Genomic DNA, 25009 nt, shown 5'->3' on the forward strand with positions numbered 1-25009 from the left:
AGGCGGGAGCAGGCGGGAGCAGGCGGGAGGGAGGGCGGACGGGAGGGGGCGACGGGCCCGCCGAGCGGCGCGGGCGCCGCCCAGCCGAGGGCCGCCGCTCAGCCGGCCCGCCGGGCCGCCGCGGCGGCCGTCCGCCCCGCGCCCGGCCCCGCCCCGTCGCCGTCCACCGCCCCGAACGCCCCCAGCGCCAGCCGGTGCAGCAGCCGGGCCATCTCCGTACGGCCCGGGAGGGAGCCGGGCCGCCCCAGGTGCGGGGTGGAGTTCAACAGCCCGAAGACCGCGTGCACCGCCGCCCGCACCTCGGACTCCGACGACTCGGGGTGGACCTGCCGGACGACCGCCACCCACAGCTCGACGTACTGCCGCTGGAGCTGCCGCACCCGCTTGCGGTCGGCGTCCCGCAGCCGGTCCAACTCGCGGTCATGCAGGGTGATCAGGGGCCGGTCGTCGAGCGCGAAGTCGATATGGCCGTCGATCAGCGCGTCGAGCACCGCGGCGGGGGTCTCGCCGCCCTCCTCGATCCGCATCCGCCCGCCGGCCAGCAGCCGCTCGCTGATCCCGACCAGGAGCTCGGCGAGCATCGCGTCCTTGCCGGCGAAGTGCCGGTAGAGGCCGGGCCCCGAGATACCCACGGCCGCCCCTATCTCGTCCACGCCGACGCCGTGGAAGCCGCGCTCCGCGAAGAGGCGGGCGGCCTCCTTGAGGATCTGCTCGCGGCGGCTGGAGGGGGCGGGGACGTGCGCATTGCTCATGACGTCGATTGTAGACAGCCGGGTTAGTGGTCGTTAACCTGAAGGGGATGAGGTTAACGCCTATTAACCCGCCCGGCCCCGGGAGAACCCCCGTGGCACCGGGCGGGCAGCCGACCCAAGCGAGGGGGCCCATGGCGATGGAGGCCATCGAGCAGGCACCGGTGCTGGCCAGCACCGCCGACCCGGCGTCCGACGCCTGGCGGGCCAACGAGGCCGCGCACCGCGAACTGGCCGGGCAGCTGCACGCGAAGCTGGCCGCGGCCCGGCTGGGCGGCGGCGAGAAGGCCCGGGCCCGGCACACCGCCCGCGGCAAGCTGCTGCCCCGCGACCGGGTGGACGCCCTGCTGGACCCCGGCTCCCCGTTCCTGGAGCTGGCCCCGCTGGCCGCGGACGGGATGTACGACGGGGCCGCCCCGGCCGCCGGGGTGATCGCCGGCATCGGCCGGGTCAGCGGCCGGGAGACGGTGATCGTCGCCAACGACGCCACCGTCAAGGGCGGCACGTACTACCCGATGACGGTCAAGAAGCACCTGCGCGCCCAGGAGGTCGCGCTGGAGAACCGCCTGCCCTGCCTGTATCTGGTGGACTCCGGCGGCGCGTTCCTGCCGATGCAGGACGAGGTCTTCCCCGACCGCGAGCACTTCGGGCGGATCTTCTACAACCAGGCGCGGATGTCCGGCGCCGGCATCCCGCAGATCGCCGCGGTCCTCGGCTCCTGCACGGCCGGCGGCGCCTACGTCCCGGCGATGAGCGACGAGGCGGTGATCGTGCGGAACCAGGGCACGATCTTCCTCGGCGGCCCGCCGCTGGTGAAGGCCGCCACCGGAGAGGTCGTCAGCGCCGAGGAGTTGGGCGGCGGCGAGGTGCACTCCCGCACCTCCGGCGTCACCGACCACCTCGCCGAGGACGACGCGCACGCCCTGCGGATCGTCCGCACCATCGTCGCCACCCTCGGCGACCGCCCGCCGCTCCCCTGGACCGTCCGGCCCGTCGAGGAGCCCAAGGCCGACCCCGCCGGGCTCTACGGCGCGGTGCCGGTGGACTCCCGCACCCCCTACGACGTCCGCGAGGTGATCGCCCGGATCGTCGACGGCTCGCGCTTCGCCGAGTTCAAGGCCGAGTACGGCACCACCCTGGTCACCGGCTTCGCCCACCTCCACGGCCACCCGGTGGGCATCGTCGCCAACAGCGGCATCCTGTTCTCCGAATCCGCCCAGAAGGGCGCCCACTTCATCGAGCTGTGCGACCAGCGCGGCATCCCGCTGCTCTTCCTCCAGAACATCTCCGGCTTCATGGTCGGCCGCGACTACGAGGCCGGCGGCATCGCCAAGCACGGCGCGAAGATGGTCACCGCGGTCGCCTGCACCCGCGTCCCCAAGCTGACCGTCGTCATCGGCGGCTCCTACGGGGCGGGCAACTACTCGATGTGCGGCCGGGCCTACTCCCCCCGCCTGATGTGGATGTGGCCCAACGCCAAGATCTCGGTGATGGGCGGCGAACAGGCCGCCTCCGTCCTCGCCACCGTCAAGCGCGACCAGTTGGAGGCGCGCGGCGAGGAGTGGAGCGCCGAGGACGAGACCGCCTTCAAGGACCCGATCCGCGCCCAGTACGAGACCCAGGGCAGCGCCTACTACGCGACCGCCCGACTGTGGGACGACGGGGTCATCGACCCACTGGAGACCCGCCAGGTCCTCGGCCTGGCGCTGACCGCCTGCGCCAACGCCCCCCTGGGCGACCCCGGCTTCGGCGTCTTCCGGATGTGAGAGGACCTATGACCAGCTTCGCCACCGGCCTGTTCGACACCGTCCTGGTCGCCAACCGCGGGGAGATCGCGGTCCGCGTCATCCGGACGCTGCGCGCCCTCGGCATCCGCTCCGTCGCGGTCTACAGCGACGCGGACGCCGACGCCCGGCACATCCGCGAGGCCGACACCGCGGTCCGGATCGGCCCGGCCCCGGCTGCGGAGAGCTATCTCTCCGTCGAGCGCCTGCTGGACGCCGCCGCCCGCACCGGCGCCCAGGCCGTCCACCCCGGCTACGGCTTCCTCGCCGAGAACGCCGCCTTCGCCCGCGCCTGCACCGACGCCGGACTGGTCTTCATCGGGCCGCCGGCGGACGCCATCGACCTGATGGGCGACAAGATCCGGGCCAAGGAGACGGTCCGCGCCGCCGGCGTCCCGGTCGTCCCCGGCTCCTCCGGCAGCGGCCTGACCGACGACCAACTGGCCGCCGCGGCCCGGGAGATCGGCATGCCGGTGCTGCTCAAGCCGTCCGCGGGCGGCGGCGGCAAGGGCATGCGCCTGGTGCGGGACGCCGCCCTCCTGGCCGACGAGATCGCCGCCGCCCGCCGCGAGGCCCGCTCCTCCTTCGGGGACGACACCCTGCTGGTGGAGCGGTGGATCGACCGCCCCCGGCACATCGAGATCCAGGTGCTGGCCGACGGCCACGGCAACGTCCTCCACCTCGGCGAGCGCGAGTGCTCCCTCCAGCGCCGCCACCAGAAGATCGTCGAGGAGGCGCCCTCGCCCCTGCTGGACGAGGCCACCCGGGCCGCGATGGGCGCGGCGGCCGTCCAGGCGGCCCGCTCCTGCGGCTACCGCGGCGCCGGCACCGTCGAGTTCATCGTCCCCGGCAAGGACCCGGCCGGCTACTGCTTCATGGAGATGAACACCCGCCTCCAGGTGGAACACCCGGTCACCGAACTGGCCGTCTCCCTCGGCCCGGACGCCGGCCCGCTCGACCTCGTCGCCTGGCAGGTGCGGATCGCCGCCGGCGCCCGCCTGCCCCACACCCAGGAGGACGTCACCTTCACCGGGCACGCGATCGAGGCCCGGATCTGCGCCGAGGACCCGTCCCGCGACTTCCTGCCGACCGGCGGCACCGTGCTGACCCTGCGCGAGCCGGCCGGCCAGGAAGTGCGCACCGACTCCGGCCTCACCGAGGGCGTCGAGGTCGGCAGCCGTTACGACCCGATGCTCGCCAAGGTCATCGCGCACGGCCCCGACCGGGCCGGCGCCCTGCGCACGCTGCGGGCCGCGCTGGCCGCCACCGTCACCCTCGGCGTGCCCACCAACGCCGGCTTCCTGCGCCGGCTGCTGGCCCACCCGGACGTGGTCTCCGGCGAGTTGGACACCGGCCTGGTGGAGCGGGTGGCGGCCGACCTGGTGGCCGCCGGGGTGCCGGACGAGGTGTACGCGGCGGCCGCCGCGGTCCGGCAGGCCGCCCTGGAGCCGGCCGCCGACGAGGCCGGCTGGCGCGACCCGTTCGCCGCCCCCACCGGCTTCCGGCTCGGCGGCGAGCCCGCCCCGGTCCGCCACTGGCTGCGCGTCCCCGGCCACGACCCGGTCGCCTACGACGTCCGGCCCGGCACCGCCCCGGAGCGTTACGAGGTCACCGCGGACGAGGTGAGGGTCACCGTCGACGGCGTCCGGCACGCCTTCCACCGCGGCGGCGACTGGCTGGGCCGGGACGGCGACGCCTGGCACGTCACCGACCACGACCCGGTGGCCGAGGCGCTGCGCGCGGCGGCCCGCGGGCACGGCGTGGACACCCTCGCCGCCCCGATGCCGGGCACCGTCACCGTCGTCAAGGTCGCGGTCGGCGACGAAGTGACCGCCGGTCAGGGCCTGTTGGTGGTGGAGGCGATGAAGATGGAGCACGTGATCTCCGCCCCGCACGCCGGGACGGTCACCGAGTTGGACGTCACCCCCGGCAGCACGGTCGCCATGGACCAGGTCCTGGCCGTCGTCGCCCCGCACGAGGACGCCGCGCCCCAGGACGACACCGCACCGCGCGCCGACGAGGAGGCCACGGCATGACCGAGCCGACCGCGACCCCGACCACCGGGCTGCCGATGGAGGTGGCCGCCGAGGGCCTGCCCACCCGCGTGCGGATCCACGAGGTCGGCCCCCGCGACGGCCTCCAGAACGAGCAGACCGTCGTCCCCACCGAGATCAAGGCGGAGTTCATCCGCCGCCTGGCCGCCGCCGGGCTGCCGGTGATCGAGGCAACCAGCTTCGTGCACCCCAAGTGGGTGCCCCAACTCGCCGACGCCGAGCGGCTGTTCCCGATGCTGGACGGGCTGGACCCGCGGCAGCTCCCGGTGCTGGTGCCCAACGAGCGGGGCCTTTCCCGGGCCCTGGCGCTGGGCGCCCGCCGGATCGCGGTGTTCGGCAGCGCCACCGAGTCGTTCGCCAGGGCCAACCTCAACCGCACCGTCGACGAGGCGCTGGCCATGTTCGAACCGGTGGTCCGGCGCGCCCGGGACGAGAAGGTCCACGTCCGGGGCTACCTCTCGATGTGCTTCGGCGACCCGTGGGAGGGCCCGGTCCCGATCGCCCAGGTCGTGCGGGTCTGCCGGGCCCTGTTCGACCTGGGCTGCGACGAGTTGAGCCTGGGCGACACCATCGGCGTGGCCACCCCCGGCCACGTCCAGCACCTGCTCGCGGCGCTCAACGAGGCGGGCGTGCCGACCTCCGCGCTCGGCGTCCACTTCCACGACACCTACGGGCAGGCGCTCGCCAACACCTTCGCCGCGCTCCAGCACGGCGTCACCACCATCGACGCCTCGGCGGGCGGCCTGGGCGGCTGCCCGTACGCCAGGAGCGCCACCGGCAACCTCGCCACCGAAGACCTCGTGTGGATGCTGCACGGCCTCGGCATCGAGACCGGCGTCGACCTGGGGCGACTCACCGCGACCAGCGCCTGGCTGGCCGGGGTCCTGGGCCGCCCCAGCCCCTCGCGCACCGTCCGCGCCCTCTCCCACAAGGAGTGAGTGACCATGTCCCTGGACCACCGCCTGCCCGACGAGCTGGAGGAACTCCGGCGCACCGTCGAGGCGTTCGCGCACGACGTCGTCGCCCCGGAGATCGGCGCGTACTACGAGCAGCACGCCTTCCCCTACGACATCGTCCGCCAGATGGGACAGATGGGCCTGTTCGGCCTGCCGTTCCCCGAGGAGTACGGCGGGATGGGCGGCGACTACCTGGCGCTGGGCATCGCCCTGGAGGAGCTGGCCCGGGTCGACTCCTCGGTGGCCATCACCCTGGAGGCCGGCGTCTCGCTGGGCGCCATGCCGGTCTACCGCTTCGGCACCGAGGAGCAGAAGCGGGAGTGGCTGCCGAAGCTGTGCAGCGGCGAGGTGCTGGGCGCGTTCGGCCTCACCGAGCCCGACGGCGGCTCGGACGCCGGCGCCACCCGCACCACCGCGGTACGCGACGGCGAGGACTGGGTCATCAACGGCAGCAAGTGCTTCATCACCAACTCCGGTACGGACATCACCGGTCTGGTCACGGTCACCGCCGTCACCGGCCGCAAGCCCGACGGCGCCCCGAAGATCTCCGCGATCATCGTGCCGTCCGGCACCCCCGGCTTCACCGTCGCCGCCCCCTACTCCAAGGTCGGCTGGAACGCCTCCGACACCCGCGAGCTCTCCTTCGCGGACGTCCGCGTCCCGGCCGGCAACCTCCTGGGCGAGGAGGGCCGCGGCTACGCCCAGTTCCTGCGCACCCTCGACGAGGGCCGGGTCGCCATCGCCGCCCTGGCGACGGGCCTGGCCCAGGGCTGCGTCGACGAATCGGTCAGGTACGCCAAGGAGCGCCACGCCTTCGGCCGCCCGATCGGCGCCAACCAGGCCATCCAGTTCAAGCTGGCCGACATGGAGATGCGCGCCCACACCTCCCGACTGGCCTGGCGCGACGCCGCCTCCCGCCTCGTCCACGGCGAACCGTTCAAGAAGGAGGCGGCGCTCGCCAAGCTCTACTCCTCCGAGATCGCGGTGGACAACGCCCGCGAGGCCACCCAGATCCACGGCGGCTACGGCTTCATGAACGAGTACCCGGTCGCCCGCATGTGGCGCGACGCCAAGATCCTGGAAATCGGCGAGGGCACCAGCGAGGTCCAACGCATGCTGATCGCACGGGAGTTGGGGTTCTAAGGGGCGGGCCGTGGGGGCGGGCGACTCGCTGCGCCCCCAGGGCCGTCCCAGCCCACCACCAGCTTTCGCAGCACGAACCGCGCTGGCCTTCCTCGGTGTCTGCCGGTACTACGCCGCCTTCAGGCGGGACACCTCCCGAACCCGTCCGAAGAGTGCCTGGGCGACGGGCAGCTTGTTGAACGGGCGCAGTCCGCTCCGGAGGGTGTCGAAATGCTCGTCCCCTCGGGCGCTGGAGACGGCGGCGTAGTCGTCCAAGAAGTGGCCCCACTCCTCGCAGGCTTCTTCAACGTGGCGCATTTCCATGAGGCGTGCGGCGAGAAGCCCGTGGGCGTGGACTCGTCCCTGGCGTTCGTGGAGGGGTCGAACGTGATGGGAGCGGCGCAGGGCTCTGATCGATCCGGGGCGGTCGCCGAGTTCCCACAGCACGTGGGCGACGTGAAACTCGTAGGCCGCGCGGTCGTAGCCGCCCAGGGCCTCATTGCGTCCGTCTGCCCGGGACAGTGCCTGTTCCGTCTCGCGGAGTCGCGAGAACGCCTGCCTGCGGTCTTTGACCATGGCTGCTCCGTGGGCTTGTTGGCCTCGGAGGAAGGCAACTAGTCGGGGGCCGGCCACCGGTGCCGCTTCGGCGGCGGCATCGGCGAGTTCAAGTGCCTTGGGGCCGTGGCGGAGATGGGACGCCTGCAACGCCATTCCGCGAAGCGTACGGCAGTAGGTGATGTGGTCCTCGCCTTCGCCGGCGAGTTTGAGCGCGCTCACGTAGTACCGCTGCCCGAGCCCTTGCCGTCGCTCGTACATGGCCATCCAACCGGTGAGGTACACCAGATCGGCTGCGGCCGAACGCATCGCCCTTTGCGCCTCCGTGGTACCGGCTGCCCGCAGACAGGGCTCGACGGAGTTCACGAGGAACGAAGCAGCCATCGGACGAGCGTGGCCGCCGCCGAGTTCGTCCAGGATGCCGGCGATCTTCTCGGTCATGATGCGGACGGTGGCGACGTCGCTCATCCCGATACGGGTAGTTCGCCCGGCAGCCGTCTTCTCCAACCGGCCGGCGACGTCCTGGTAGGCGGGAGCCATCAGCGTCGCGGAATACAGAGCCGCGCTGAGGACGGCACGGCGTGAAGGGTCCATGTCTGCCTTCCCAAGTTCCATCAAACCGGATACCGCATCCGACGCCGGAAGCGGTTCGGTCGCCCCGCCCAGGCCAGCTTCTGCGGAACTCACCGTTCGGCCAAGGAGCCGGCATAGCGCCTCGGTAATCGCAGGCCGCACTTCGGGCTTCGGCTTCGAGCCCTTCAACCAGTGCGAGACGGAGGACTTGTCGTAGTGGAGGGCAAGGCCGACTTCTTGGCCGAGGCGGTTGACGGTACGCGCCAGTTGCGCGTTCTCGATGCGTCCTTCCCGCATCAAGGCCGCAAGCGCGGTGTTCGGTGTCCTCGATCGGCTTGCCATCACGTATCCCAGGTGCGTTCAACCGGTTCAACCGACTCTTCACTGTGCCCCCTTACTCCGCCCCGCGTAAGGGGGTTGGCTGGATGTCAGCCGCCCGGGTTCATCAACACCGGTAGGTGACCACCCTCGCGGTCGTCCGTCCCCCAAGGAACGGACACCGCCAGCCGAGTTGGGGCTGGTTCCCTCCCCGAGGTACCTGGGCGGCCGGCACTTCTCTCCCCAGCGAACCGAGGCCGCGATGACCCCACACAGCACCGTTCAGAGCCAGCCGGGCTTCAGCGCCTACCACCCGCCCGGCACCGTGGTCTACGACGTCGTCGCCGGTGCCGTCGGCAGAGTGGCGAATCCGGCGGCATATCCTCCCGGTTGCCCGGACCGTCCCTGCGTTCTGGTGGTGCCGCTCGTCGGGTCCGACCCGGCGTGGCAGGCCGAGCCGGGCGCGCTGCGCGAGGCGGCCGCCGAGGAGATCGAGGCCGTGCTCACCGAGGCGACGGCACGGTGAGCACTCCGCACCCCGAGGTCGGCGACCTCCTCGTCGCGATCACGACCGGCGCGAAGTGGGTGTGCACGGACATCGCCGGACTCAAGACCCGGCAACCGGTGTGGCTGCTGCGCCCGTTGTACGGCTCTGCCGGCCGGGATCGGCTACGCATCGGCCGGAACGACCTGGTGTCGTACCCGGTGGCAGCCCGCCGCGGCGAGTGGGTCCAACCATGAACGGGCGACGCGCCGCCGAGGCCGGGCATCACGTCGCCGTTCACGGCAGGGGTGTTGACGGGGTGGCCCTCACCGCCCCGGCCAGGGCACCTCCGGGGCCCGGTAGTAGTCGATGCCCTGGGCGTCCCAGCGGGGCCCCTGGGCGGCCAGGCGCGTCTTGTACGCGTCCCAGTCGTGTGTCCGCGCCGGCGACCAGCCCAGCTCCGCGATGCCGGCCAGCCGCGGGAAGGCCAGGTATTCGAGGTTGGCCGAACTCCCCAGCGTCTCCGCCCACATCGGCGCCTCGACGCCCAGCACCGCACCGGCCGGCACTCCCGCCAGATAGTCGCCCGGGTCCCAGTCGTAGGAGCGCCGGACGCTCACATAGCCGGCCCAGTCCAGGCCCAGCGGGGTGTCCTTGTCGTACTTCATGTCGAGGTAGGCGCGGTCGGCGGGCGACAGGACGAGCCGGGTGCCGTGCCTGGCCGCGTCGACGACCCGCTGCCGCTCCGCCGCGCCCGTCGTGTCCCGCCCCCAGTACTGGGCGATGGCGCCCTTGACGGGGTGCGCCCCGGTCAGCTCGTGCCAACCCACCACGGTCTTCCCGTACTTGGCGACCAGCGGCTGCACCGTGTCCATGAAGGTGACGTAGTCCGGGTGACTGGTGGAATGCGACTCGTCGCCGCCGATGTGCAGATAGCGGCCGGGGGTGAGCGCCGCGACCTCGCGGAGGACGTCGTCGACGAACTCGTAGGTGATCTTCTTGGAGACGCACAGCGAGCTGAAGCCGACCTTGGTGCCGGTGTAGAGCGGCGGCGCCTTCCCGTCGCAGTTGAGGTCGGCGTACGAGGCCAGCGCGGCGTTGGTGTGGCCGGGCATGTCGATCTCGGGGACCACGGTCAGATAGCGGCTGGCGGCGTAGCGGACGATCTCGCGGTAGTCGGCCTTGCTGTAGTGGCCGCCGCGGCCGCCGCCGACCTGGGTGGAGCCGCCGTAACTCGCCAGCCGCGGCCAGGAGTCGATCGCGATCCGCCAGCCCTGGTCGTCGGAGAGGTGCAGGTGCAGCGCGTTGACCTTGTACTGGGCGAGCTGGTCGATGTACCGCTTGACCTGCTCGACGGTGAAGAAGTGCCGGGAGACGTCCAGCATCGCGCCGCGGTAGGCGTAGCGCGGGGTGTCGAGGATGGTGCCGCCGGCGACCCGCCAGGGGCCCGGCTGCGGGCTGCGCTTCTCGACGGCGGCCGGCAGCAGTTGCCGGAGGGTCTGCACGCCGTGGAAGAGGCCGGCGGGGCGGGCGGCGCTGATGGTGACCCCGCGGCCGCCGGAGGTGAGCCGGTAGCCCTCCTCGCCCAGCCCGCGGGCGTCCCGGCCGCCGAGCCGGAAGACGATGCCGTCCGCGCCGCCGCGGGTGGTGACCGGCAACGGGAAGCCGGTGGCCGGCCGCAGCAGCCCGGCCAGATAGCCGGCGATCCGCCGGGCCTCGCCGGAGCCCGCGGGCACCCGGATCCGGGTGCCGCTGCCGAGCGTGAACGCGCCGCCGCCCGGGCGGACCGCGGCGGGCGCCGGGACGACCCGGTCCAGCGGGGTGGCGGCTGGGACAGCCGGCGCGGGGGTGGCGGACGCGCCCGCCGCGGTCCCCGCCGCCGCGACCAGCAACAGCGGAATCAGCAGTCTTGGTCGTCTCATGGACGTCCCTTCGGCGAGCTACGTCGGCGGCACGTTCTGTGGCGGCACGTTTCTGCATGGCGTGGAGCGACCGGGTGGCTACCATGCGTACCGCGCGCGCGAGGGCCGGTCAAGGTGCAGACCAACTTCCCCACGCGTTCCGCGCCCCCTGCCCGGAATCGGGCAGATTTCTTGCGATTCTCTCCGACGCCCCGCAGTATCGACGGGTGCTCGAACGCCGCCCGTCCCACGAGGACCTCATCGACCACCTGGTCCGCAGCACGCCGCTCCAGCGCGGCGAGGCGGCCCGGGTGGTGCTGGACGTGCTGGCGTACTTCGACGAGACGACGGAGGGCTTCGTCCGCCGCAGACACCGCGAACTGCAGTCCCAGGGGCTGCGGAACGAGGCGATCTTCGAGCGGATCTCCCACGAGCTGCCGCACCGCGCCGTGTCCCCACCGCCGCTCTCGCTCCGCCAGCTGCGCCGTCTCGTCTACGGCTGACGGCCGCGGCGGAACCGGACCGCAGCCCCGGACGGGTCGAAGTCGACCGGGCACCCACCGAACGCCAATGAGAAGGGTCACCGTATGTGCGGGATCGTCGGATACATCGGCAAGCGCGATGTCGCGCCGCTGCTCCTTGAGGGCCTCCAGCGCCTGGAGTACCGCGGTTACGACTCGGCCGGCATCGCCATCCACGCGAGCGGCACCGGCAAGGCCGGCGGGCTGAAGACCGCCAAGGCCAAGGGCCGGGTCCGCGAGCTGGAGTCCCGGCTGCCCAAGCGCTTCGCCGGCACCACGGGCATCGCGCACACCCGTTGGGCCACCCACGGCGCCCCCACCGACGAGAACGCCCACCCGCACCTCGACACCGAGGGCAAGGTCGCCGTCGTCCACAACGGCATCATCGACAACGCCGCCGACCTGCGCGCCCGCCTGACCGCCGACGGCGTGACCTTCGCCTCCGAGACCGACACCGAGGTCCTCGCCCACCTCATCGGCCGCTCCGCCGCCCCCACCCTGGAGGAGAAGGTCCGCGAGGCGCTCCGCCACGTCGAGGGCACCTACGGCATCGCCGTCCTGCACGCCGACTTCGCCGACCGCATCGTGGTCGCCCGCAACGGCTCCCCGGTCGTCCTGGGCATCGGCGAGCACGAGATGTTCGTCTCCTCCGACGTCGCCGCGCTGGTCTCGCACACCCGCCAGGTCGTCACCCTCGACGACGGCGAGATGGCCACCCTCAAGGCCGACGACTACCGCACCTACACCACCGAGGGCTCGCGGACGACGGCGACGCCGGAGACCGTCGAGTACGCGGCCGAGTCCTACGACCTGGGCGGCCACGACACCTACATGCACAAGGAGATCTCCGAGCAGGCGGAGGCGGTGGACCGGGCGCTGCGCGGCCGGATCGACGACCGCTTCTCCACCGTCCACCTCGGCGGCCTCAACCTCGACGCCCGCGAGGCGCGCGGGGTGCGCCGGGTGAAGATCCTGGGCTGCGGCACCTCGTACCACGCCGGCCAGATCGGCGCCCAGATGATCGAGGAGCTGGCCCGCATCCCCTCGGACGCCGAGCCGGCCTCCGAGTTCCGCTACCGCAACCCGGTCGTGGACCCCGACACCCTCTACGTCGCGGTCTCCCAGTCCGGTGAGACCTACGACGTGCTGGCCGCCGTCCAGGAGCTCAAGCGCAAGGGCGCCCGGGTGCTGGGCCTGGTCAACGTGGTGGGCTCGGCGATCGCCCGCGAGACCGACGGCGGCATCTACGTGCACGCCGGCCCGGAGGTCTGCGTGGTCTCCACCAAGTGCTTCACCAACATGGTGGTCTCCTTCGCGCTGCTCGCCCTGCACCTGGGCCGGATCCGGGACCTGTCGGTCGCGGACGGCAAGCGGATCATCGAGGGCCTGCGGAAGCTGCCCGGCCAGATCGACGAGATCCTCAAGGGCGAGGACGAGATCAAGCGGCTGTCGGCGCTGTACGCGGACGCCAAGTCGATGATGTTCATCGGCCGGGTGCGCGGCTACCCGGTGGCCCGCGAGGCGTCCCTGAAGCTCAAGGAGGTCTCGTACATCCACGCCGAGGCGTACCCGGCCTCGGAGCTCAAGCACGGCCCGCTGGCGCTCATCGAGCCGGCGATGCCGACGGTGGCGATCGTGCCGGACGACGACCTGCTGGAGAAGAACCGCGCCGCCCTGGAGGAGATCAAGGCCCGCAGCGGCCGGATCCTCGCCGTCGCGCACGACGAGCAGGAGAAGGCCGACCACACCATCGTGGTGCCGAAGAACGAGCCCGAGCTGGACCCGATCCTGATGGGCATCCCGCTCCAACTCCTCGCCTACCACACCGCGTTGGCCCTCGGCCGGGACATCGACAAGCCCCGCAACCTCGCCAAGTCCGTGACGGTGGAGTAGGACGCACCGCGCTGGCTCCGCGTGCGTGCCACCATACGCACGCGGAGCCGGCGCCTCCCCTTGCCGGCGTCGCCCATTACGCCGGCGGGATGCCGCCACCCCGGGATCCGTCACGTCCCGGTCGGCAGCACGCGGTTGCGACCGTTTTCTACCCGTCACAAGCGCACAACCAACCTCCGGACGGCAACCGGACGCCCGCTACCCACAATCCCCATGGCACCCCCTCAACTGTGGACGCACTGAGGAGAATCGATCAACCGGTCGGGCGCGCAAGGGAGTTGACCCCGCGCACCACCGAAGGGCGCACGGGGGCGCACCGGGGCGCACACGGCAACGCCCCTCGCGGGCCTCAGGGGATGACCATGACCGGCCGCTGCGCGCGGCGGGCGAGCCGGCCGGCGACCGAGCCGAAGATCCGGCCGACGATGCCGTGGGTCGAGCCCACCACGATCGCGTCGGCCTCGTACTCCCGGCCGACCTCCTCCAGCTCGTGGCAGATGTCGCCGCCGCGCTCGACGAGGATCCAGGGGACCTCGGCGAGGTGGTCGGCACAGGCGAGCTCCAGCCCCAGCACCTCGGTGCGGTGGTCGGGGACGTCGACGAAGACCGGTGGCTCGCAGCCCGCCCAGACCGTCGTCGGCAGCCGGTTGGCGACGTGGACGATGATCAGGCCGGAGCCGTGGCGGCGGGCCATACCGATTGCATACGCCAACGCGCGCTCGCTCGACATGGAGCCGTCGAAGCCGACCACGACGCCGTGCTGGAAGGCGGGATCGCAGGCGTGGCGCTTCTGTTCCGCTGCTTCGAGGTCCGCCGTCGGATCGGCGACCTGCTTGCGGTCCGCGGGTTCGGGGGATTCGTGACCGGCCATGGGTGTCTCGACGAGAACGTCCTCTTGCGGAGGGGCGAACGGGGAACGGCGATTGACTTGATCCGGCAGTTGACCTGGGCGGCTCGATCGAGGAGCCGGCGCCTTAGTTCAAAGAGGAACGATACGACTAGGAATCGTCTTCCCAAGCCGATACCCCAAGAGTACGGCGCTACTCCTCCACTGCCCAGAACGCACACGGTCCGGTGACGCCCTCCAGAGGCACCCGGGGCCGCAAGCGTTCCCCGGAGCATGCCGGAGCGTGGCGCGGATGGCAATGCCCCGTCATGCCCCCGTACGTACCCCGGCGACGCCTTGTGAGCGTCGCCGGCGGTGCGGTAGTGGCCGGACCGCGCCGAACGCCATGTCGCCGGCGCCGCCCAAGAGATCACTCAACTCGGTGAGCCCCGGCGCGACGACCCGACGCATCGGGTCGACCCCGGCGCCCGTCACCTTGATCACCCGCACCACCCCCCGAACAACGAAGGGTGCCGTCGCCTCCGACCCCCCACGAGCGAACGGTTGGTGTGCCGGTGGCACGTACCACGAGCGCAGAACAGCACCCGAATAAAAGTGGACGTAACGGGACGGAAGCGCAAGGGAGTGGACGGCACAACGAAAGGCGTACGTCGGTCGATTGAGGCGTTCGCAAGTCTGCACACGACCGTTTTCGGCCAACTTCGAGCCCTGGCTGAACCCTTGCCCCCGACCCCCCTCAACCCAGGTGTGAGCTGGGCGGAAAGGACCGGTGGGCATGGTTGTGCCCTACTGCGAACGGGCAGAGCCGAGACGCGCACTTTTCATGCAGGGCCGAGGAGTGGAACGCTTCGTGATCGAATGCTTCGCGCCAAGTTGCCATATCGACATACCAGTGGGTGGTGAACTTGGCGCTCCATCCTCACGGGGCACAGTAGATTCGATCTTGGTTGGGACGGCGGGGGAACTGTGCAGGACCGAGAGGGCGAGACGACCGAGGGGGGCTTAAGTGCCATGAGCCAGGACTCCGCTGCTGTACCAGACGCCGCACGCAAGCTCGCCGCCCGACGACGCCGCGAAATAGTCGCGGTGCTCCTCTTTAGTGGCGGCCCCATTTTCGAGAGCTCTATTCCGCTCTCGGTCTTCGGCATCGACCGACAGGATGCCGGTGTTCCGAGGTACCGACTACTTGTGTGCGCTGGCGAAGATGCGCCTTTGCGCACCACCGGGGGGCTCGAACTGTCCGCCCCCTACGGGCTGGAGGCGATCTCCCGTGCCGGGACGGTCGTCGTGCCGGCCTGGCGCTCCATCACCCAGGCCCCGCCGCCCGCGGCGCTCGACGCACTGCGCCGCGCGCACGAGGAGGGGGCCAGGATCGTCGGGCTGTGCACGGGGGCGTTCGTCCTCGCCGCGGCCGGACTGCTCGACGGCCGCCCGGCCACCACCCACTGGATGTACGCGCCGACGCTCGCCAAGCGTTATCCGTCCGTCCACGTGGACCCGCGCGAGCTGTTCGTCGACGACGGCGACGTGCTCACCTCCGCGGGCACCGCCGCCGGCATCGACCTCTGCCTGCACATCGTGCGCACCGACCACGGCGCCGACGCGGCCAACGCGCTCGCCCGCCGTCTGGTCGTCCCGCCCCGGCGGACCGCGTCCGACCTCGGGCACCAGCGCTACCTGGACAGGTCATTACCAGAGGAGATCGGCGCCGACCCGCTCGCCGAGGTCGTCGCCTGGGCGCTGGAGCACCTCCACGAGCAGTTCGACGTGGAGACGCTGGCCGCCCGCGCGTACATGAGCCGGCGCACCTTCGACCGGCGGTTCCGCTCCCTCACGGGCAGCGCACCGCTCCAGTGGCTGATCACCCAACGGGTCCTCCAGGCCCAGCGGCTGCTGGAGACCTCCGACTACTCGGTGGACGAGGTCGCCGGCCGCTGCGGGTTCCGCTCGCCGGTCGCGCTGCGCGGCCACTTCCGACGGCAGCTCGGCGCCTCGCCCGCGGCCTACCGGGCGGCCTACCGCGCCCGTCGGCCGCAGAACGGTGCGCCGGAGCCCGCACTGCGACCGGAGCGGGCCGACCGTCCGCCGGAGCGTGAGCGGGCGGCGCTGGCGGCCGAGCGGTTCTCGGCGGCCGCACTGGGCGGGCACGGGTTGGCCGCCGAGGCGGTCGACGCGGGCAGGCCGCAGCCGGAGGGGTATGCCGCACGTCTTCCGGAGACCCCGGTCGGCCGCGGGGCCGCTCGCCCCGTGCTCCCCGGCCAGCGGGAGCGCCCCGTAGGGTGAGACGTATGAACGATCGCATGGTGTGGATCGACTGCGAGATGACCGGACTCTCGCTGGCGAGTGACGCGCTTATCGAGGTGGCCGCCCTGGTCACCGACTCGGAACTGAACGTGCTGGGTGACGGAGTGGATGTGGTGATCCGTCCCCCGGCCGAGGCGCTGACCACCATGCCGGAGGTGGTGCGGCAGATGCACACCGCCTCCGGGCTGCTGGCCGAGCTGGACGCCGGGACGACGCTGGAAGCGGCCGAGGCACAGGTGCTGGAGTACATCAAGCAGCACGTGCCGGAGCCGAGGAAGGCGCCGTTGTGCGGTAACTCCGTCGGGACCGACCGCGGCTTCCTGCTGCGCGACATGCCCACCCTGGAGAGCTATCTGCACTACCGGATCGTCGATGTGTCGTCCGTGAAGGAACTGGCCCGGCGCTGGTTCCCGCGGGCGTACTTCAACAGTCCGGACAAGAACGGCAACCACCGGGCGCTGGCCGACATCCGTGAGTCCATCGCGGAGTTGCGCTACTACCGGGAGGCCGTGTTCGTGCCCCAGCCGGGGCCGGACTCGGAGACCGCGAAGGCCATTGCGGCCAAGCACAAGCTGCCCGCCGAACCGGAGTCGGCGAAGCAGTGACGCAGCTCGCTCCCGGGGACACGAAACCTGGGAGCGAGCACCCCTCCGGAGCCTGTACACTTTTTCTCAGCCGGTGGGGAAAAGGAACCACACAGCACCGGTCTTGGTGGGTATAGCTCAGCTGGTAGAGCACCTGGTTGTGGTCCAGGATGTCGCGGGTTCGAGTCCCGTTACTCACCCCAGCATCGAGGCCCCCGATCTTCGGATCGGGGGCCTCGGGTGTTTTCCGGTGTCAAGTGCCGCCGCGCACAAGGGCGGCGGGCCGCCGGACGGATGCTCAGTAGCCGACGGTGAAGCGCTCGCCGATGTGGCGCGGCTGCTCGATCTCGTCCAGGAGGGCGACGGCGTAGTCCTCGGCGGAGATCCGGCTGCTGCCGTCCTCGGCGACGATCAGGTCGTCGGTGGCGGTCCGGTAGGTGCCGGTGCGCTCGCCGGGCTCGATGGTGGCGGCCGGGCTGAGGTTGGTCCAACGGACGTCGGAGACGGTGCGGTAGAAGTCCAGCGCGTCGCCGTGCGCGTGCATGATCTGGAGCAGGAAGACCGGGAGGCCCTCGGCCTCCCAGACCTGGGTGCCGTCCGGCTTGCGGAGCGAGCCGGCACCGCCGACCGAGAGCAGCCGCGGGGCGTCCCCGCCCAGCGTCCGCACGCCGGCGACCAACGCCTCCGCGGCGGGCCGGATGGTGGCGATGTGACCGGGGCCGCCGCCGCCGCCGACCGCGCTGACCACCACGTCCTGGCCCTTGACGACCTCGGCGACGGACTCCGGGTCGAGGACGTCGCCGGTGACCACGGTGAGGTTGGGGTCGCTCTTGGTGAGCTTGGCGGGGTCGCGGACGACCGCGGTGACCTGGTGGCCGCGGCGCAGGGCCTCGTCGAGGATGCGGCTGCCGATGGTGCCGTTGGCCCCGAAGAGAGCGATCTTGGACATGGTTGGGTTCTCCCGGTGGTTCTTTGAGGAGGGCGAGGTATGCCCTACGGACCGCGGTGTTCCGGTCGCCGAGGTGTGGCTGCCGTTTTCCGCCATCAGCGGTGCTGACGTCTCCTACGCTAGGGGTACGAACGGGAGATTCCGGGGTAGCGAGGCGACGGGTCATGGTGAAAAAGCGACAGGATCCCCGAGAGGATGCAGGGGCGATCCGCGAGGTGCCGTTCTCCGCGCCGGTCGGGCGGCCCGCCGGGGTGGAGGTGCTGACCCTCGCCGAGCTGCGCGGGCGCGCGGAAGCCTGCCAACTGTCGACGCCGCACCGGCCCGGTTTCCACCACCTGCTGGCCCTGGACCGCGGGCGGCTGGTCCACTCCGTCGACTTCCGGGAGCACCTCCTCACCCCCGGGGACCTGCTGTGGTCGCGGCCCGGGCAGGTGCAGCACTTCGGCGATCTGACGGGCGCGGAGGGGCGGTTGGTGCTCTTCGAGTCCGATTTCCTGGACCCGGCGACCGCCACCGCGGCCCGGATCGAGGACTGGTACGGGCCCGCCGTGCGACGCCCCGAGGGCGCCGCCGCCCGCGCGCTGGACGGGGCGCTGGGGCATCTGCACCGCGAGTTCGGGGCGTTGGGCGGGCTGCCGCTGGAGGTGCATCTGGACGTGCTGCGGCACCTGTTGGCCGTCCTGGTGCTGCGGGCCGCGCACCCGGGCGGGCCGGCGGACGGGGCGGACGGCGGGACGTGCGAGGCGGGCGAGACGTATCTGCGGTTCCGGGACGCGGTGGAGCGCGGGTTCACCCGCAGCCGCCGGGTCGCCGACTACGCCCGGTCGTTGGGCTACGCGCCCCGCACGCTCTCCCGGGCCACCGAGACGGCGGCCGGCGTCGGGGCGAAGGAGTTCATCGACCGGCGGGTGGTGCTGGAGGCCAAGCGGCTGTTGGCACACGGCGACCAGCCGGCCTCGCGGATCGCGGACCGGCTGGGTTTCGCGGACGCCACCAACTTCAGCAAGTTCTTCCAACGGCAGGCCGGGATCACGCCGATCGCGTTCCGGGCCGCGGTGCGCGCCGGCGGCTGACCGGCGGCCGTCCGCCGTACCGAGAAGGGGGCGGGGCGCAGCGGGTGGGGGTGGGGGCCGCCGCGCCCCGCCGTAGGAGCGGTCCGGGACGTGGGGGCCCGGACCGGTGGGGGGTCAGCCGGTGTAGGCGGCGAACGCCTTGCTGAAGGCCAGCGGGGCCTGGGCGACGGAGCTGCAGGTCGGCTGGGCGGAGTGGGACGGTCCACCGGGGCAGGGCTTGTCGCGGGTGGCGGACCACATCGACAGCCGGGACAGGTGCTTGCTCCGGGCGAACTTCACCAGGGCGGCCGCGTCGTCGAGCGTGAAGACCTCGCCCTGGACGTCGTTGACGCCGATCATCGGGGTGACCGCGACGGCCTTCCAGGCGTCCGCGTCGCTCAGGCCGAGGGCCCTCTTCACCTGGCCCTGGGTGGCGGTGGCGGCCCGGGTGGCGTAGGTGCCCATGTTGCCGCCGTAGGAGGAGCCGTAGTCCATCGCCATGATGTTGACGGCGGAGGTCTTGACGCCGTTCTTCCTGGCGTCGGCGAGGAGGTTCACGCCGTCCTGGGTGAGCCCCTCGGGCATCACCGGGAGCGTGAACGAGACGTCCAGGCCCGGGTGTTGCTTCTGGAGCTGGGCGACGGCCTGCGCCCGGCGGGTGTTGGCGGCCGCGTTCGGCAGCGCGCCGCCCTCGATGTCGAAGTCGACCTTGGTGAGCTTGAACTGGTCGACGGCCTTGCCGTAGGCGGCGGCCAGTTGGGACGCGGAGGAGCAGGCGGCGGCCAGTTCGGTGCCGTTGGCGCCGCCGAAGGAGACCCGGACGTCGCCGCCGGCCTTGCGCAGCGCCGGTATCTGCTTGGCCATCGCGTCACCGCCGAGGTCGCCCGAGCCGCCCCACTTGGGGACGCAGCCGCCGCCGGAGGTGAGGAAGGCGAGGGTGAACTCCTTCACCCCGGCCTTCCGGGCGGTGTCGGTCAGGTCGTAGGCGGGGTAGAGGGAGGTGTCCACGTACGGGGAGAAGCCGGCGCGGGCGGCGGTGCCGGGCTGCGGGGCCTTGGTCGCCAGCGCGGAGCCGGCGACGGCGATCCCGCCGCCGACCGCCAGCGCGCCGGCCACCGCGGTCCCGATCAGCTTGGTGGTGCGGCTCGTACGGCGCCGGTGTGCCGAGGAACTCATGGCGTGCCTGCCTGTCATCGCATGGGGTGGGGGCACACCTCCCAGGGCCTGTCGGACGGCTCAGGGCCTGGGGGTGCGCCCCGCACGCTAGCGGCAGCGAAACGGACAAATGCCGGTTTCGGTACGGCGGTTGGGGGACTTATGGCCGCGTTAAGGAAGCCGAAGGGGGCGGTTAAGGCCGACGGTCCCCGGCGTCCGGCGCGGGGCGGGCACCCCGTCGGCGGCGGGCGCCGAGCCGGCGGCGCAGCCGGTGCCCGCGCCGGGTGCCGCCGGCGGCGCGCCGGCTGTCCAGGGCCAGCCAGACCCGGACCTCGGTGCCGCCGAGCACCGAGCGGCCGATCCGCACGTCGCCGCCGGTGGACTCCGCGAGCCGGCGGACGATGTCCAGGCCCAGCCCCGTGGAGCCCGCACCGCCGCCCCCGTGGCCGCGGCGCAGCGCGGCGGCCGGGTCGGCGATGCCCGGCCCGGCGTCGGAGACCAGCACGATCACCGCGTCGTCGGCGTTGTGGACGTCGACGGCGAACGCGGTGCCCTCGGGGGTGTGCCGGAAGACGTTGCCGAGCATGGCGTCCAGGGCCGCGGCGAGGTCGGGGCGGGCGGCCGGGACCCGCACCGGGCGGTCCGCGCCGGCGACCCGGACGGTGCGGCCCTCGTCCTCGGCCAACGCCGACCAGAAGTCCATCCGTTCGCGGATCACCTCGGCGGCGTCGCAGCCGGCCACCGCGGCGGCCTGGGCGCTCTGCTCCCGTTGGGCGCGGGCGGTGCGGATGATCTGGTCGACCTCGCGCTCCAACTGCTCGACGGCGGCCCGGGTCTGCTCGGCGGCCGGGCCGTCGCCGAGCGAGGCGGCGTTGAGCCGCAGCACGGTCAGCGGGGTGCGCAGGCGGTGCGAGAGGTCGGCGGCCAACTCCCGTTCGTTGGCCAGCAGTTGGACGACCTGGTCGGCCATGGAGTTGAACGCGCTGGCCGCCGAGCGCAGCTCCTTCGGGCCGTCCTCCCGGACGCGGACGCCGAGGTCGCCCCGGCCCAAGTCGTGGGCGGCGACGGCCAGTCGCCCGGCGGGGCGCACCATCCGGGTGCCGAGCCGGTCGGCGACCGCGACCGAGCCGATCACCAGCGCCAGGCCGACGCCGGCCAGGATCGCCCAGGAGGTGGCCACGCCGTTGGTGAGCGCGGCGTCGGGGACGTACACCTCGATGACGGCGATGCCGGAGGCGACCGCGGTGGGTTGGAGCAGCGCGGTGCCGCCGGGCACCTGGGCGATGGAGGCCCGGCCGAGCCGGACCGCGGCGGCGATGTCGGCGGGGGCGGCCCGGCGGGCGCCGATCTCGGCCGGCCCGCCGCCCTGGGCACCCGCCGGGACGTGGATGCCGATCCGCTCGCCGGGGCCGGTCTCGGCGCTGGCCAGGGCCCGTTCGAGCTGGGTGCGGTCGGTGGTGATGGCGAGCACCGGCCCGAGGGCGGCGGCCTGCCGCTCGGCGCCCCCGTAGGCACGGTCGGACGCCATCTCCTTGACCACCAGCCCCAACGGGACGGCGAACGCGACCACGACCATCGTGGTGACCGCCAGGGCCACCTTCACCAGCGCCCACCTCACGGCGCGGCGCCCCTCACCGCGGGGGGCTCCAGCTTCACGCCGACGCCGCGCAGGGTGTGCAGGTACCGCGGCCGGGCGGCGGTCTCCCCCAACTTCCGGCGCAGCCAGGACAGATGGACGTCGATGGTCTGGTCGTCCCCGTAGGACTGCCGCCACACCTCGGCCAGGATCTCCTTGCGAGGGACGACGACGCCGGGGCGCTCGGCGAGGAAGGCCAACAGGTCGAACTCGCGGCGGGTCAGGTCGAGCGCGGCGCCGTCCAACTCGGCCTGGCGGCGCAGCGGATCGATGGCCAGCCCGCCGACCCGGATCACTCGTGAGGGCGGTTCCGCCCCGGGGGCGGCGCCCCGGGACCTGCGCAACACGGCGGCCATCCGGGCCGAGAGGTGCTCGACCGAGAACGGCTTGGTGAGGTAGTCGTCGGCGCCGTCGTTCAACAGCCGGACGATCTCGGCCTCGTCGTCCCGCGCGGTGGCGATGATCACCGGGACGTCGGTGATGCCGCGCAGCATCTTCAGCGCCTCGCCGCCGTCCAGATCGGGCAGCCCGAGGTCGAGGACGACCAGGTCGAAGCCGACGTGCGCGACCTCGCGCAGCGCCTCCAGGGCGGTCGCGACGCTGCGCACCGCGTGCCCGGCCTCGGTCAGGTGCCGGATGAGCGCGGAGCGTACGAACGGGTCGTCCTCGACGACGAGCACTCGTGCCATGGGCCGCACCGTACGCCATACGAGCGGGTTTCCCGCCCCGAGGTTGACGACCGGACGCCGCCGCCCCCGGTGCCGGGCGGGCTGCGAGCGGCCCTACGGGTGCGGCAAGATGACGCAGATGCAACGAGGTCTGGTTCACGCGGCGGCCTGGACGCTGGCGACCGGCGCCGCGGTCGCCCTGTCGTGGTTCGGCGTGCACACCGTGCTGTCCGGCACGGCCTACGACGCGCCGCGCGCGCTGCCCCTGTCCGACCAGGTGGACTCCTCGGCCCTGCCGCAGGTCTCCTCCACGCACCGCCCCAAACCGTCCGCCCCGCCGTCCGCGAGCCCCACCCCGTCCTCCGACGACCGCCCGGCACGGACCACCGCCCCGTACCGCACCACCAGCCCCGCCGCCACCCCCACGAACCCCCCGGGCACCAACGCGCCCCCGGCCACCGGCGGCCGGGTCCACAACTACGCCACCCCCGGCGGCCGGGTGGTCCTCTCCCTCGGCAACGACTCCGCCGAGTTGGTCTCGGCGACCCCCAACCCGGGCTGGGAGATGCAGGTCTGGAAGCAGGACCAGTGGCTCCGCGTCGACTTCACCGGCAACGGCGCCCACACCTCGGTGATCTGCACCTGGAACGGCCACCCGCCGGTGGTCGAAACCCTCAACCGCACCACCTGACTGGGAAGCTGACGGTCCACCAGGCCACTGTCACCTGAAGGCGCCGGCGGGCGGAGCCGGGGAGAGAACCGCGGTGGCGTCGGTGACCGGGGCCGCGCCGCCGGTGAAGTCCAGCAGCGCCCGGCCGTGCTCGACCCGGCCGGCGTGCGGATCGCCGGCCGCCCGCCGGGTCAACTCCCCGACCGGCAGCGGCAGGTCCCCGGCGAGCAGCACGGCGTTGCCGAACCGCCTGCCGCGCAGCACGGCCGGCTCGGCGGTCAGCGCCAGCTCGGGGAAGACGGTGTGCACGGTGGCGATCTGTCCGCGCAGGAACGAGAGCGGCGGTCCGTCGGCGAGGTTGGCCGCGTAGAGCCCGCCGGACCGGAGCGCCCGCCGCACCTCCGCCACGAATTCGCCGCTGGTCAGATGCGCGGGCGTGCGGGCCCCGGCGAAGACGTCCGCGATGACCAGGTCCGCCCAGCCGTCCGGGATCTTGGCCAGTCCGGCGCGGGCGTCCGCGCCGCGCACCCGTATCCGCCAGGCGCTCTCCAACGGGAGCCGCTCGCGGACCAGTTGGACCAGCGGGGCGTCGATCTCCACGACCTGCTGGGTGGAGCGGGGCCGGGTCGCGGCGATGTACCGCGCCAACGTCAGTGCGCCACCGCCGAGATGGACGACGCGCAGCGGCGTGCCGGGCGGGGCGGCCAGGTCGGCGATGTGGCCGAGCCGCCGCTGGTAGGAGAATTCCAGATACGCCGGGTCGTCGAGGTCCACATGGGACTGCGGGGCGCCGTCGATCAACAGCGTCCATCCGCGCGGCCGGTCCTGGTCGGGCCGCAGTTCCGCGATGCCGCCACCGACCGTGCCGGTGACGGACTCCGGGCCGCCACGCCCGCGCCTGGTTCTTCCCATGTCACCAGTATGGCGTGCCACCCCGGTGGCGAATTCGCTGGTCAGGCGCTGTGCGGGGGCCGGGTGGTGGACCGCCCGGCGGCCTCGGGCCGTGGGCGGTCCACCCCTGTCATGCCAGGAGCCCCGGCCGGTCCGATGTCCCTTGGGACCGGCGTCGGATCACTTGTTGAGGCAGTGGTTGCCGAAGGCCGGGTTGAGCAGCCCGATCACGTCGATGCTGTTGCCACACACGTTGATCGGGATGTCGATCGGGATCTGGATGACGTTGCCGCTGAGGACGCCCGGCGAGTGCGCGGCGAAGCCCTTCGCGTGCGCGCCCCGGCCGTGGTGGCCGTGGTGGTGCCGGCCTTGACGCCCGTGGTGGCCACCGTCGTCGCCGGCGGTTGCGACACCCGCGCCCCCCAGCACCAGGGCTGACGAGACCGCGGCCATCGCGGCGGTCTTGATGAACCGCTTCATCCCATTCTCCTTTCAGTTCGCGAATGGGGCATCGGACACAACGAACAATATGGGTCACGGATACGGCCGTTACCTCTTGGGCTCATTCATTAGGCTGTCTGGCTGGTATTCCCCGGATCGGAAACCCGGACCGCAGCGCGGCGTGCCTGCCGCGATTTCCAACATGATTTCTGTCAGAGTGCTCTCCTGTTTGACTGATTGAAGTCGGAGAGAAGACATGCGGAAGTCGATGGACCGCACCGGGCGCGACGCCGTATGCGCGGTCGCGGCCCCGGCTTTGTCGGCCCCGCCGACTTCGGCAGTGGCCGCCCCGCCCCCGCGGGAATCCTCCCGAATTCCTTTCGCCGAGCGCTGCCCCGCGACCGGGCACGGCGGCGTCGCCCGGGCCGCCGATTCCTGGGTGCCCGGCCGCCGCGCCGTGCCGCGGCGGCCGGCGGCGGTGTGGGACGGAGGCGAGGCGCTGGGCGAGCGCCCCCTTCCCGCGCACGCCCGGGAGCGGGCCGGCGTCGTCGCGTACCACGGAACGCCCGGAATCGGGAGCGGAATCTCCGCCCGGGCCGACCGGATTACTCCAGTCGTGCCCCGGCATTCCGCCGAACCGGCGAATGCGGCGGCGACCCCACGCCATTCGGATTTCGACCGGAAGCGGCCCGGCACGCCCGCCTGCCGCAACGCTCCCGGCCTCGATTCCGAGGTCCTCGACACGACGACCGCGCCCTGGTCCGGGCGCGATCGGTCGGCATTCCGCTGCACCACCCGAAAGGCGGGTTATTTTCTCGGCGCGCTCTTCCTCCAGGCCGATCTGCGGCACTGAGCGAGAAGGCGCCGGAAATTCCCGTGAACGTTCTGACGGCTCGGTAATC

22 protein-coding genes, 1 tRNA gene and 1 pseudogene are annotated in these 25009 nt (G+C 72.5%); 14 read left to right on the forward strand and 10 right to left on the reverse strand.

Annotated elements, in window-relative coordinates:
- Positions 1-98: 98 nt before the first annotated feature.
- Entirely contained in the window at positions 99-752 is a 654-nt protein-coding gene (locus tag ACIQU6_RS18130) for a TetR/AcrR family transcriptional regulator (protein ID WP_403482616.1), read from the reverse strand.
- Positions 753-898: 146 nt separating this feature from the next.
- Here ACIQU6_RS18130 and ACIQU6_RS18135 point away from each other — a divergent pair, with 146 nt between their 5' ends.
- The 4 genes from ACIQU6_RS18135 to ACIQU6_RS18150 are packed head-to-tail and all read left to right on the forward strand — an operon-like array spanning position 899 to position 6686.
- The gene (locus ACIQU6_RS18135; protein WP_403482655.1) at positions 899-2515 is read left to right on the forward strand and encodes a carboxyl transferase domain-containing protein; all 1617 of its coding nucleotides are present in this window, start codon (positions 899-901) and stop codon (positions 2513-2515) included.
- An 8-nt stretch (positions 2516-2523) separates the two neighbouring features.
- Positions 2524-4569: a biotin carboxylase N-terminal domain-containing protein gene (locus ACIQU6_RS18140; RefSeq protein WP_403482617.1), complete on the forward strand. Its 2046-nt coding sequence runs from the start codon at positions 2524-2526 to the stop codon at positions 4567-4569.
- Positions 4566-5525, forward strand: a complete 960-nt coding sequence (locus ACIQU6_RS18145) for a hydroxymethylglutaryl-CoA lyase (RefSeq protein WP_403482618.1) — start codon at positions 4566-4568, stop codon at positions 5523-5525. The genes ACIQU6_RS18140 and ACIQU6_RS18145 overlap by 4 nt, the downstream gene beginning before the upstream one ends.
- A gap of 6 nt (positions 5526-5531) precedes the next feature.
- Positions 5532-6686 carry an acyl-CoA dehydrogenase family protein gene (locus tag ACIQU6_RS18150; protein ID WP_403482619.1) on the forward strand — a complete coding sequence of 385 codons (1155 nt, stop codon included), beginning with the start codon at positions 5532-5534 and terminating at the stop codon, positions 6684-6686.
- A gap of 108 nt (positions 6687-6794) precedes the next feature.
- On the opposite strand, the gene ACIQU6_RS18155 is transcribed toward ACIQU6_RS18150, so the two are convergent.
- Complete coding sequence (locus ACIQU6_RS18155) at positions 6795-8135, reverse strand: hypothetical protein (protein WP_403482620.1); 1341 nt, start codon at positions 8133-8135, stop codon at positions 6795-6797.
- Between the two features lie 238 nt (positions 8136-8373).
- Between ACIQU6_RS18155 and ACIQU6_RS18160 the strand changes: the two genes are divergently transcribed.
- Together ACIQU6_RS18160 and ACIQU6_RS18165 are read left to right on the forward strand one after the other, a co-directional pair.
- The gene (locus ACIQU6_RS18160; protein WP_403482621.1) at positions 8374-8637 is read left to right on the forward strand and encodes a hypothetical protein; all 264 of its coding nucleotides are present in this window, start codon (positions 8374-8376) and stop codon (positions 8635-8637) included.
- The gene (locus tag ACIQU6_RS18165) at positions 8634-8852 is read left to right on the forward strand and encodes a hypothetical protein (RefSeq protein ID WP_403482622.1); all 219 of its coding nucleotides are present in this window, start codon (positions 8634-8636) and stop codon (positions 8850-8852) included. Before ACIQU6_RS18160 ends, ACIQU6_RS18165 begins: the two co-directional genes overlap by 4 nt.
- Before the next feature lie 69 nt (positions 8853-8921).
- Here ACIQU6_RS18165 and ACIQU6_RS18170 read toward each other — a convergent pair whose 3' ends face one another.
- Positions 8922-10517, reverse strand: a complete 1596-nt coding sequence (locus tag ACIQU6_RS18170) for a beta-N-acetylhexosaminidase (RefSeq protein ID WP_403482623.1) — start codon at positions 10515-10517, stop codon at positions 8922-8924.
- A 206-nt stretch (positions 10518-10723) separates the two neighbouring features.
- On the opposite strand from ACIQU6_RS18170, the gene ACIQU6_RS18175 reads away from it, so the two are divergent.
- Positions 10724-10999 (forward strand): hypothetical protein, encoded by a 276-nt coding sequence (locus ACIQU6_RS18175; RefSeq protein ID WP_274915591.1) that lies wholly within the window; start codon positions 10724-10726, stop codon positions 10997-10999.
- Between the two features lie 84 nt (positions 11000-11083).
- The gene (glmS, locus tag ACIQU6_RS18180) at positions 11084-12910 is read left to right on the forward strand and encodes a glutamine--fructose-6-phosphate transaminase (isomerizing) (protein ID WP_403482624.1); all 1827 of its coding nucleotides are present in this window, start codon (positions 11084-11086) and stop codon (positions 12908-12910) included.
- Between the two features lie 349 nt (positions 12911-13259).
- On the opposite strand, the gene ACIQU6_RS18185 is transcribed toward glmS, so the two are convergent.
- Positions 13260-13781, reverse strand: coding sequence for a universal stress protein (locus ACIQU6_RS18185; RefSeq protein ID WP_274915589.1), 522 nt, complete (start codon positions 13779-13781; stop codon positions 13260-13262).
- Positions 13782-14768: 987 nt separating this feature from the next.
- Between ACIQU6_RS18185 and ACIQU6_RS18190 the strand changes: the two genes are divergently transcribed.
- From ACIQU6_RS18190 to ACIQU6_RS18200, 3 genes are all read left to right on the forward strand, one after another.
- Positions 14769-16040, forward strand: a complete 1272-nt coding sequence (locus ACIQU6_RS18190; protein ID WP_376569048.1) for a helix-turn-helix domain-containing protein — start codon at positions 14769-14771, stop codon at positions 16038-16040.
- A 5-nt stretch (positions 16041-16045) separates the two neighbouring features.
- Positions 16046-16666 carry an oligoribonuclease gene (orn, locus tag ACIQU6_RS18195; protein ID WP_403482625.1) on the forward strand — a complete coding sequence of 207 codons (621 nt, stop codon included), beginning with the start codon at positions 16046-16048 and terminating at the stop codon, positions 16664-16666.
- A 106-nt stretch (positions 16667-16772) separates the two neighbouring features.
- Positions 16773-16848: transfer RNA gene (locus ACIQU6_RS18200), tRNA-His, on the forward strand.
- Between the two features lie 95 nt (positions 16849-16943).
- On the opposite strand, the gene ACIQU6_RS18205 is transcribed toward ACIQU6_RS18200, so the two are convergent.
- Positions 16944-17594: an NAD(P)-dependent oxidoreductase gene (locus ACIQU6_RS18205; RefSeq protein ID WP_403482626.1), complete on the reverse strand. Its 651-nt coding sequence runs from the start codon at positions 17592-17594 to the stop codon at positions 16944-16946.
- A gap of 164 nt (positions 17595-17758) precedes the next feature.
- Here ACIQU6_RS18205 and ACIQU6_RS18210 point away from each other — a divergent pair, with 164 nt between their 5' ends.
- Positions 17759-18667 carry a helix-turn-helix domain-containing protein gene (locus tag ACIQU6_RS18210; protein ID WP_403482627.1) on the forward strand — a complete coding sequence of 303 codons (909 nt, stop codon included), beginning with the start codon at positions 17759-17761 and terminating at the stop codon, positions 18665-18667.
- A gap of 114 nt (positions 18668-18781) precedes the next feature.
- Here ACIQU6_RS18210 and ACIQU6_RS18215 read toward each other — a convergent pair.
- From ACIQU6_RS18215 to ACIQU6_RS18225, 3 genes and pseudogenes are all read right to left on the reverse strand, one after another.
- Positions 18782-19699, reverse strand: a pseudogene (locus ACIQU6_RS18215) (chitinase); the annotation flags it as partial.
- A 295-nt stretch (positions 19700-19994) separates the two neighbouring features.
- The gene (locus tag ACIQU6_RS18220; RefSeq protein WP_403482628.1) at positions 19995-21419 is read right to left on the reverse strand and encodes an ATP-binding protein; all 1425 of its coding nucleotides are present in this window, start codon (positions 21417-21419) and stop codon (positions 19995-19997) included.
- On the reverse strand, positions 21416-22126 hold the full coding sequence (locus ACIQU6_RS18225) for a response regulator transcription factor (protein WP_403482629.1): 711 nt from the start codon (positions 22124-22126) through the stop codon (positions 21416-21418). The genes ACIQU6_RS18220 and ACIQU6_RS18225 overlap by 4 nt, the downstream gene beginning before the upstream one ends.
- Before the next feature lie 118 nt (positions 22127-22244).
- On the opposite strand from ACIQU6_RS18225, the gene ACIQU6_RS18230 reads away from it, so the two are divergent.
- Complete coding sequence (locus ACIQU6_RS18230) at positions 22245-22796, forward strand: hypothetical protein (RefSeq protein WP_403482630.1); 552 nt, start codon at positions 22245-22247, stop codon at positions 22794-22796.
- 30 nt (positions 22797-22826) lie between these two features.
- Here ACIQU6_RS18230 and ACIQU6_RS18235 read toward each other — a convergent pair whose 3' ends face one another.
- On the reverse strand, positions 22827-23687 hold the full coding sequence (locus ACIQU6_RS18235; protein ID WP_403482631.1) for a spermidine synthase: 861 nt from the start codon (positions 23685-23687) through the stop codon (positions 22827-22829).
- A gap of 159 nt (positions 23688-23846) precedes the next feature.
- Positions 23847-24146, reverse strand: a complete 300-nt coding sequence (locus tag ACIQU6_RS18240; protein ID WP_403482632.1) for a chaplin — start codon at positions 24144-24146, stop codon at positions 23847-23849.
- Positions 24147-24375: 229 nt separating this feature from the next.
- On the opposite strand from ACIQU6_RS18240, the gene ACIQU6_RS18245 reads away from it, so the two are divergent.
- Positions 24376-24960 carry a hypothetical protein gene (locus tag ACIQU6_RS18245; protein ID WP_403482633.1) on the forward strand — a complete coding sequence of 195 codons (585 nt, stop codon included), beginning with the start codon at positions 24376-24378 and terminating at the stop codon, positions 24958-24960.
- Positions 24961-25009 lie beyond the last annotated feature (49 nt).

It is taken from the genome of Streptomyces sp. NPDC090442 (assembly GCF_044769405.1).
Lineage (GTDB): Bacteria > Actinomycetota > Actinomycetes > Streptomycetales > Streptomycetaceae > Streptomyces.

What these genes read in the sequence shown, in the direction of transcription:
- ACIQU6_RS18130 (WP_403482616.1), bottom strand. Translation starts at nt 752, where the DNA reads ATGAGCAATGCGCACGTCCCCGCCCCCTCCAGCCGCCGCGAGCAGATC.
- ACIQU6_RS18140 (WP_403482617.1), top strand. Translation starts at nt 2,524, where the DNA reads ATGACCAGCTTCGCCACCGGCCTGTTCGACACCGTCCTGGTCGCCAAC.
- ACIQU6_RS18145 (WP_403482618.1), top strand. Translation starts at nt 4,566, where the DNA reads ATGACCGAGCCGACCGCGACCCCGACCACCGGGCTGCCGATGGAGGTG.
- ACIQU6_RS18150 (WP_403482619.1), top strand. Translation starts at nt 5,532, where the DNA reads ATGTCCCTGGACCACCGCCTGCCCGACGAGCTGGAGGAACTCCGGCGC.
- ACIQU6_RS18155 (WP_403482620.1), bottom strand. Translation starts at nt 8,135, where the DNA reads ATGGCAAGCCGATCGAGGACACCGAACACCGCGCTTGCGGCCTTGATG.
- ACIQU6_RS18160 (WP_403482621.1), top strand. Translation starts at nt 8,374, where the DNA reads ATGACCCCACACAGCACCGTTCAGAGCCAGCCGGGCTTCAGCGCCTAC.
- ACIQU6_RS18170 (WP_403482623.1), bottom strand. Translation starts at nt 10,517, where the DNA reads ATGAGACGACCAAGACTGCTGATTCCGCTGTTGCTGGTCGCGGCGGCG.
- glmS (WP_403482624.1), top strand. Translation starts at nt 11,084, where the DNA reads ATGTGCGGGATCGTCGGATACATCGGCAAGCGCGATGTCGCGCCGCTG.
- ACIQU6_RS18185 (WP_274915589.1), bottom strand. Translation starts at nt 13,781, where the DNA reads ATGGCCGGTCACGAATCCCCCGAACCCGCGGACCGCAAGCAGGTCGCC.
- ACIQU6_RS18190 (WP_376569048.1), top strand. Translation starts at nt 14,769, where the DNA reads ATGAGCCAGGACTCCGCTGCTGTACCAGACGCCGCACGCAAGCTCGCC.
- orn (WP_403482625.1), top strand. Translation starts at nt 16,046, where the DNA reads ATGAACGATCGCATGGTGTGGATCGACTGCGAGATGACCGGACTCTCG.
- ACIQU6_RS18205 (WP_403482626.1), bottom strand. Translation starts at nt 17,594, where the DNA reads ATGTCCAAGATCGCTCTCTTCGGGGCCAACGGCACCATCGGCAGCCGC.
- ACIQU6_RS18210 (WP_403482627.1), top strand. Translation starts at nt 17,759, where the DNA reads ATGGTGAAAAAGCGACAGGATCCCCGAGAGGATGCAGGGGCGATCCGC.
- ACIQU6_RS18225 (WP_403482629.1), bottom strand. Translation starts at nt 22,126, where the DNA reads ATGGCACGAGTGCTCGTCGTCGAGGACGACCCGTTCGTACGCTCCGCG.
- ACIQU6_RS18230 (WP_403482630.1), top strand. Translation starts at nt 22,245, where the DNA reads ATGCAACGAGGTCTGGTTCACGCGGCGGCCTGGACGCTGGCGACCGGC.
- ACIQU6_RS18235 (WP_403482631.1), bottom strand. Translation starts at nt 23,687, where the DNA reads ATGGGAAGAACCAGGCGCGGGCGTGGCGGCCCGGAGTCCGTCACCGGC.
- ACIQU6_RS18240 (WP_403482632.1), bottom strand. Translation starts at nt 24,146, where the DNA reads ATGAAGCGGTTCATCAAGACCGCCGCGATGGCCGCGGTCTCGTCAGCC.
- ACIQU6_RS18245 (WP_403482633.1), top strand. Translation starts at nt 24,376, where the DNA reads ATGGACCGCACCGGGCGCGACGCCGTATGCGCGGTCGCGGCCCCGGCT.